This is a genomic window from Neisseria sp. P0001.S005 (assembly GCF_051963715.1).
Genome location: NZ_JBQCTZ010000030.1, coordinates 21,329 through 29,118 on the forward strand (window position 1 = coordinate 21,329; position 7,790 = coordinate 29,118).

General features: G+C 39.7%; 4 protein-coding genes. All 4 read right to left on the bottom strand.

Going from position 1 to position 7,790, the window contains the following annotated elements:
• Positions 1-63: 63 nt before the first annotated feature.
• Positions 64-2,199, bottom strand: coding sequence for a dynamin family protein (locus ACTHSP_RS06285; RefSeq protein WP_440345821.1), 2,136 nt, complete (start codon positions 2,197-2,199; stop codon positions 64-66).
• 52 nt (positions 2,200-2,251) lie between these two features.
• Positions 2,252-4,510 (bottom strand): dynamin family protein, encoded by a 2,259-nt coding sequence (locus ACTHSP_RS06290; RefSeq protein WP_440345822.1) that lies wholly within the window; start codon positions 4,508-4,510, stop codon positions 2,252-2,254.
• Positions 4,511-4,587: 77 nt separating this feature from the next.
• On the bottom strand, positions 4,588-6,267 hold the full coding sequence (locus tag ACTHSP_RS06295) for a dynamin family protein (protein WP_440345823.1): 1,680 nt from the start codon (positions 6,265-6,267) through the stop codon (positions 4,588-4,590).
• Between the two features lie 276 nt (positions 6,268-6,543).
• Complete coding sequence (locus ACTHSP_RS06300; RefSeq protein ID WP_128581272.1) at positions 6,544-7,443, bottom strand: helix-turn-helix transcriptional regulator; 900 nt, start codon at positions 7,441-7,443, stop codon at positions 6,544-6,546.
• Positions 7,444-7,790 lie beyond the last annotated feature (347 nt).

The following is a 7,790-nucleotide window of genomic DNA, read 5'->3' on the forward strand; positions in this document are numbered from 1 at the left end:
CTTAAAAATAATATATTGCACTTACTGAGGCCGTCTGAATGTTCAGACGGCCCAGGCCATCAATTAAACAAATGAATAATAATCATTCTTTTCCTTTCTAACAGCTCCCGCCTTAACCAATCTACCTAATGCTAAAGCAGCATGTTCCCCCTTATAGTGCTCTGTCCAATCCTCAAAATCAAAATAGTGCTGTGATTCTATCAAAGCTTTTATTGCCTCAAGTTGTTCATCCGACAGATTAATATTATTGTGCCGTTGCAAAAACTGATTAAAAATTTCTTTATCCGGTAAAACAAATTGGTATGTTTTAATTGGATTACTTCCTCCCAATACCATAGCTAACATATTTCCAAAACCAAATTCATTTTTCTTACTTCCATCATCAATACAACGGATTATTCCAGCTTCACAAAGTGCATTCAAAGCATCATCACAGGTGCAATTTTGATGAACATGTTTAAAGTGATTATTATAAACATCCTCCCATTCATCAAATGTAAAGGTTTCTTTATTATCAATCAAAAGCATACCTACAGTTAATTCTATTTTAGAATTACTACCTATTAGCCTATTTCCCCAATACCCCCAAAATCTAGCACTTAATTCTGTTGAATATGTTTTCTTCTCATTTGAAGGCTGGTCATTTGAAGGCTGCTTATCCATCAATTCATCGGGCATTTGCTCTTTTTGGGTTAACCGAACAAATTTTTCATCCAGCTCGATTTCGTCCTGCGTCCAATTCTTACGTTTAACCTTGCTTGGCTGACCAAATACCTGCTCAATTGCCGCCACAATTTTCATTGTGACTGTTTCCAATTGTTTCAGATGTTCTTCTTTTTGCTTGATAGTAAAGATAGAATTCATTTTGCCAAGTTTTTCATACAAATCCGAACTCAGGTCATCAAAGCCGTTTTCTAACAAATCCAACTTGAAGCCGCTTAAAGTCGCATTGATTTGCTTGTTTTCTTTGATGGTACGCAAAATAGCACGTTGATATTTTTCATCTACGGCAAACAATCTTCGCATAAGCAAGGTTTGCTTTTCAGACGGCTGATCCAGGCTGGCAAGAAAAGCATGCAGCGACTGTTTGTGATACAAATACTCTTCTTTCGTAATAGAGCTGTATGCAGAAATACCGGCAATTTCGATATCGTAATCGTCCAAAGTATCGGCAATTTCTGCCATAATTTCTTCAAGCTGGTCATATGGGCGCAAATCTGCTTTATTTAGAACGATATAGAGCGGTTTTTGGCTGTTTTGTCCTGCATGATCTAAAAAGTCCAAATCGCTTTTTGAAATCGTACCGTTGGAATCCAAACCAATCAGCCACAACAAAGCCTCGGAATTTTGGACAAACTCTTGCGCCGTTTTTACATCTTCCGCCGTATGTCCGTCTGCCACATCAGACGGGTTGTATCCCGGCGTATCGATAAAGCACAAATGCTCAAACTTCATCGGCGTAGTCATAAACACAAAAGGCATGATGGTTTTAAGGTTGAAACCAAATGACCGGATAAAATTATGAGACAATTTTTGTTGAAAATCAGGATCAATCTTCAGTAAATCAATCACACCACCATTCTGACTGCAACCGATCACGCCGTTTTCCTGACCGTTTAAGGCATAAGTCGGAATGGCAGTAGTCGGTTCGATGCCGATAGGCAGTCGGATATTGGGATCCTCAAACAAACTGCTGATAAATTCGGATTTACCGGCGCTGAAACCTCCGGCAATGGCAATCGAGCGTTTTTTGTAAAATTCCGGGTAAGCGCCAATGACTTTTAATTCATCACCAATTGCCTGCAATTCTAAAAATGCTGCCGCTTCATCTTTCAAGGAATCTTCCTGATTGGCAAACTCTAAAAACTCTCCTCCCAAAAGCTGAAAATACTGTCGCACACCGGGATTCAGATTATTGGCCGATAGAAGGTCTGCAATCAAAGTCTGACGCAATTCGCTTTCCGACAAATTTTTCTGTAATTGCTCTAATTTTTTTTGTGCCTGCTCAAGCTGTTTTTTCAATTCAGGCAGCTCTTGCTCTGCCTGATTCAATTGTTCTTGCATGATGTCTATGCTCTTAAGTTGCTGTTTGATTTGTTCAAGAATTTCCAAGGCTTGTTGTTTCTTACCAAACATCAAGCCCAAAGGAATGCTCGGACTGATCCATTCTTTCAATTGATCTACTGAATGATGAGACATATTTATTCCTTGCAGGCCGTCTGAATTTTTCAGACGGCCTGATTGATTTTAATTAAGCGGCAGACTGCATCAAGCCTGCCAATTCTTTCTGAATACCTCGATAATTAAATAAGCTCGCTTCTTTATTTTCAATTTCACTCAGCAGTTGTTTCAGGTTATTTTCCAGATCTGCGGTCAACTCTTTCGCCAAGTCAATTTTCTTAAGGTTGCTTACCAAAGTTGTCATATAGGCAGAAATATCTTTATTAACCACGTCTTTAAGATTGGAAATATAATCTTCTGCATCATCAATAAATGATTCTGCCTCATAACCTGTTAACTTACCTGTCTTTTTCAGGCTTTTAGGTATATCGTCTTCTAATTTAAATGAAGCCTCAGGAATACGCGCCAAAACATTTTTTACCGCACGGGCAATAATATTGACATCCAACTCTCCGTCACCCATTGCCTCCCTCAACGCGCTGACGACTTGGCTGTAGATTTTCTTTTTCCAAGCCTGTGAATAGCTTTCTGACAAATGGCCCAATTCATCTTCCAAATTAGAACGGATTTCTTCAATTGCACGACGAATCGGTTTGACTTTTACAGTAGTGTAGGAATGAGAACGTGTTTTAGTGACCGTTTTTCCACCATCAAAAATATCTAAAAGAGTACCCAACCCACCACGCTTCTCTTTAACTTGATACTCTTCGTATTCGGTTTCTGAACCCTGAGCATCATCAGAAACACTGTCAAAACGGCGCATTTCACTTTTCAATTTGTCTTTTAATTGTTTGCTCAAATTCAGTTTGATATCCGAAATCAAATCATCATACACGCCGCCCACATTTGCATCGATTGTGGCTTGCTGATTTTTGAGTTCGGCTTCTTGCTTGCGCAATTCGTCCACATCGGCATGCTGAATCTGATGAATCTGCTCATTGATGCGCTCGGCCCATGCTTTTAAATAGCCTTGTAATGCGGTACGTTTGCCATTTTCAAAATCAATGCGCCGTTGCGCCAAAATTTGTTCTTTATTGGCGGTTACTTCACTCACTATTTGATGTAGCTGATGAATATTGGCCAATTGGTTTAATGCATTTTTAGCCAATTCTTCATGACTAAAAACATCAGGGAATTTTTGATTCAAATTGCGCCATACATGTTGCAAATTGGCATCCCATGTATGTTGTTCATCAAAACGCTGCTGCATTGAAAACGCCACGCTTGAAGAGCAAATCACGTTGTTCTTGCTCAACTTGTCCGCGGCCACTTTCATGGACGGATATTCTTGGACTTGTTTGGCCAAAACATTACGCGCATGCTTGGTCAAATTGTCAGAAATACGTTCCAAAACATGAATAGGATCGCTCAAGCCTTGACTTTCACTGCCAAACAATTGGTTATCCACCTGGCTGGCGATAAGATAAGCTTGCTGCGTCCCCTCTTTGGTCGTTACCCGATGCATCAAATCGGTATCCTCGCTACTGAAAAATTGTCCCGAAGGAGACACAATCAATACGACGTCGCAGTCTTGCAGTAATTGCTCGGTGCGTTCGCCACGAGATGTCACAGGGTCATTAATTCCCGGGGTATCAATGATTTGCAGGCCCTGTAAACCTTTTTCCGGAATATGCAATGTAACGGACTTGGTAAACGGCATGAATGCACCGCTTGACCCAACAAATTGGTTCAATACGCCATTCATCAGCTCTTCCACACTACCCGCTGAAATCGTACGGTATTGCTCCAAATCACTTAATGATTTGCCTGATTCTTTAATACGGCAATATTGATCATATGAAGCAAAAGACGGATCGTCCTTCATCTCCCGCTCGGCTTGAGATTTGGCTTTATTGCGGCATTCTTGCTGCTCTTCCGCCGATAAAGAATTAACACCCTTTTTTCTCTTAATTCTCTCAGCATTTTCCAGCTCTTTTTCTTTAACTTTGCTATCTAACGCTTTTTGGAATAAATCATATTTGACTTTAATTTCATCAATGTCTTGTTGGGTAAAAAAGTCCACTTCTGCGCTGACATTTTCACTGTATTCCATAATGGTCAACGCGGCTGTCATCGGTGTGGCGGCTTTGGGCAAAATGTCGTTACCATTGAAAAGCAAGGCATTGAGCATGGAGCTTTTCCCTGCCTTCACACGTCCGATAATACCGATACGCAACACACGGCCTTGTTCTGCAAAGCTATCTAAAACTCTCTGCCACTCTTCGCTTTTCTGAATTGCATGTTCCTGCTTCAAAGCCAAGGCATCATGACTGAAATTATTTTTATTTACGAATTCTTCAATTTGGTTGTTTAACTGGATGATATCCATGAATAGATCCTTAATATTTTTGAGAGTATCTATTTTTTCAGACGGCCTTCAATATTATTGAGGCCGTCTGAAAATGATTAGGCAAATAAATAACGGTTTGCCGCTGTAGTCAACTGTTGCTTGCCGCTTTCTAACTCATTAATCGTGCTTTCCAACTCGGCGGCTTTTGCTGCTTTTTCTGCCTCTGCTGCTTCAATCTCATTGCGTTTTTGTTGCAGCTGCTCCTCAAACTGTTCACTGACTTGATTAATCAGGGCTGTAATATTCTGATTCATTAAGTCAGGCAATACGGTATTAAGCTGCTGTTGAATTTGTGGAATGACATTATTGATAATTGCCTGCTCCACTTGTTCACGCTGTCTGCGCTCCTTCTCTCCTTTTGTAAATAAAGAAATAATTTCAGGCAGGAAGAGCAACACGGCACCTACAATACCAAATACACCACCAAGCAATGCCTTCAATGTTGTCGAAGTCACATTAACCATAATTGCTTTAGATATTGATTTTAATGCTGTATTAGCTACTTTTCCGAAAGCGTCTGCCCCGCTATTGGCCAATACATCCATTGCAATGCCACCCAAACCGCCTTCCGGCAAAGTAGCTAATTGTGCATTGATACCATTGCCCATTTCTTCTATCAAATCTTGGCTAATGGCTCGGAAGCGAGTCTGAACGGCGGAAAGCAGTGCATTTTTTGTAATGTCATTCAGCTCGCGCTCAAATGCACCTTGGTTATTGATTGCCAAATCAACTAGTCGCATTTTTTGCTGCAAAATTGCAGATGTGACAGCCTGATTGATGACAGATACGCTATCTCGTGAATAACGCTGCTCGACATCATTGATTGCAGATTGTTTTTTGGCCTCAATACCTTGCAGGCTGTTTTGCAGGGCAGATAAAGTTTCTTCGATTTCTTTTCTATTTGATTTAAATGTAGAAATTTTGACGTTGATGCTTTGTATTAATCCTGTATAGTTTTCACGCAATTCATCAATAAACAAAAGTTTAAACAATTCATCAGGATTGACTGCAGTCAAAATATTTTTAAGGTTATTGCCGCCATCCATATCTAAAAGGGCAATTTGTCCCGTATAGTCAAAATCGTCTTCCAGTTGCTCGGCAATTTTTTGTTGTACTGCTTTAACATCATCAGGTGCGCGCAAATTTGTTTTGCTGATACAGAATGCAAAGCCTTTTCCAATTTGTTGGAGATTGTCAATTTCACGCTTCATGCTCAATGTAATGTTTCCGTCTTCGATGCTGGTTAGGAATACAAAGAAAACGCCACGCTCCAGGTAATTCAAAATAGCTTGGTTGTGGTTTTCAATCGGCGCATCAAATCCTGGCATATCAACCAATACCAAAGGTTGAATGGCTTTTAAATTTTCATTATTTAAATAAACACGCAAATTTTTGAAGTTTTGTGCATTATCTTTTAAGCGTGCAAAATCAGCCAATTGATGACGTTCAACCGCACCCGAAGCCGTTACTGCTTCAATATAGTTGCTATCGCTATAACGCAATTCTGTTGCTAATGCAGTTTCCGGAGTCACAGCAGTCGGCAAAATCTCATTGCCTAAAAAAGAATTGAGCAATGTACTTTTTCCCGCGCTAAATCCGCCAACCACCGGTACAATCAGCTCTGCATCCGTAATATTTCCTTGAATTTCCGATAATTTGTTATCTGAAATTTCCAAAGGGGAAATGATGTTCTTAACTTCACCGATATAATCTAAAAATTGCTGTTTGCTGTTCATAAAATAAATTTCTCCTGAATAAAAATTAAATGGAAATGACTACTTTCTGCTATTTGTGCCGATTAGGCCTTACTGAACGAACTCATTAGCAGACAAAAACCCATTAGACCAAAAATAAAACAAGAAATAAGTTCCAAGTTCCCCCTGTACGTTACGTTCCAATCAAGCCAAGATGTACTATACATATAGATTAGCCCTATAATTGCCCTAATTCCGCCTCTTTGCATAAACGCAACAGGCAACATGATGAATCCAAGTATGATTTGCCACATGTTATTAGCCCTCCGTATGGTTATTGATATAGTTTTTTAATTTGCCGATTATCTTTTCCTGCAACTCTTGCGGACTGACAATTCTTGAATGCGGTATCCAATATTGGACGATGGGGATAACTTCAATTTCGTTAACATTTTTGCAGGCAATCAACAGGCCACCGTTATCGAGGCGACGAATAACCTCCTGATTGGGTAACAGCTTGCGCCGCAAAAAGTAATGTGCAGCCTGTGGGCTGATTTGAATAATGATTTCACTGACTTGATTACCATACGAGATGCTGTCGGTATTTTGAATTTTCTCTACAAACCCTACATCTGGAACATATGTCTTTGAGGTTGTTTGCAGCTGGGATGTTTGAGTAAAGCAATAGGTCTTTTCTCGACCATTTTCGAGCCCGATAAGATACCAAATACCGCTTTTATTAATGAGCCGGTAAGGATCTAAAGTACGATGGCTTTTACTGCCATCGGCTTTAGTGTAATTAAAGCTAATGGTTTGCTTTGCTTCTATAGAATGTGTTACCAAATCAAAATCTGATTGGCGATGACGAATATTTTCGTATTGATGACCTTTGATGATAATGCTTTGACGCAGACTTTCTTGAAAAAAGCGGCGGTCCGCTTCAGGGAAAAGGTCTTGTAAGCCTGCAAAATGACAAATACGGCGGATTTCGTCTTTATTCAGACGGCCATACTGGTTTTGATCAAGACGGTAATAACGTGTACCTGTAGTTTGCAATAAAGGGGCAAGACGATTGAGATCACGTTGGGCTGTACGCAATGAAATGCCATAGCGCTCGGGCAAACTTTGAATATCAATCGTTTCCCCTTGATTTAGACGTGTCAGAATATCTGCCAAACGGATGCCTAGTGCTTCCTGTGCTTTAGTACGCTGGCTCATAGTAGATAAATTTTCGTTTTCGTATGTAATGGCGGAATTTTATGTTGCAGTCACGACAGGTACTGTCGCTCTTTTTTACTTTGCGTATTTTTATAATTTATTAATAAACTTTGGCAATTCTACCTTATTATTCGATATAGTAATTATTTAATTTACATTAAATTTACACTTTCTATTTTAATGATGCAGTTATATCCCTTTTTTTAATTTACTGGTTCATTGAGCAAATACGATAACCCAAGGCCGTCTGAAATTCAGTTTTCAGACGGCCTGAGACCTTTGCAAAATTCCTTTCCTTCCAACAGCCGAAATCCAAACAAGGGTTTTCAGCTGTTTTCTCCTCCAAT

Excerpts from the sequence above, each read along its gene's own strand:
- ACTHSP_RS06285 (WP_440345821.1), bottom strand. The coding sequence starts at position 2,199 with ATGTCTCATCATTCAGTAGATCAATTGAAAGAATGGATCAGTCCGAGC.
- ACTHSP_RS06290 (WP_440345822.1), bottom strand. The coding sequence starts at position 4,510 with ATGGATATCATCCAGTTAAACAACCAAATTGAAGAATTCGTAAATAAA.
- ACTHSP_RS06295 (WP_440345823.1), bottom strand. The coding sequence starts at position 6,267 with ATGAACAGCAAACAGCAATTTTTAGATTATATCGGTGAAGTTAAGAAC.
- ACTHSP_RS06300 (WP_128581272.1), bottom strand. The coding sequence starts at position 7,443 with ATGAGCCAGCGTACTAAAGCACAGGAAGCACTAGGCATCCGTTTGGCA.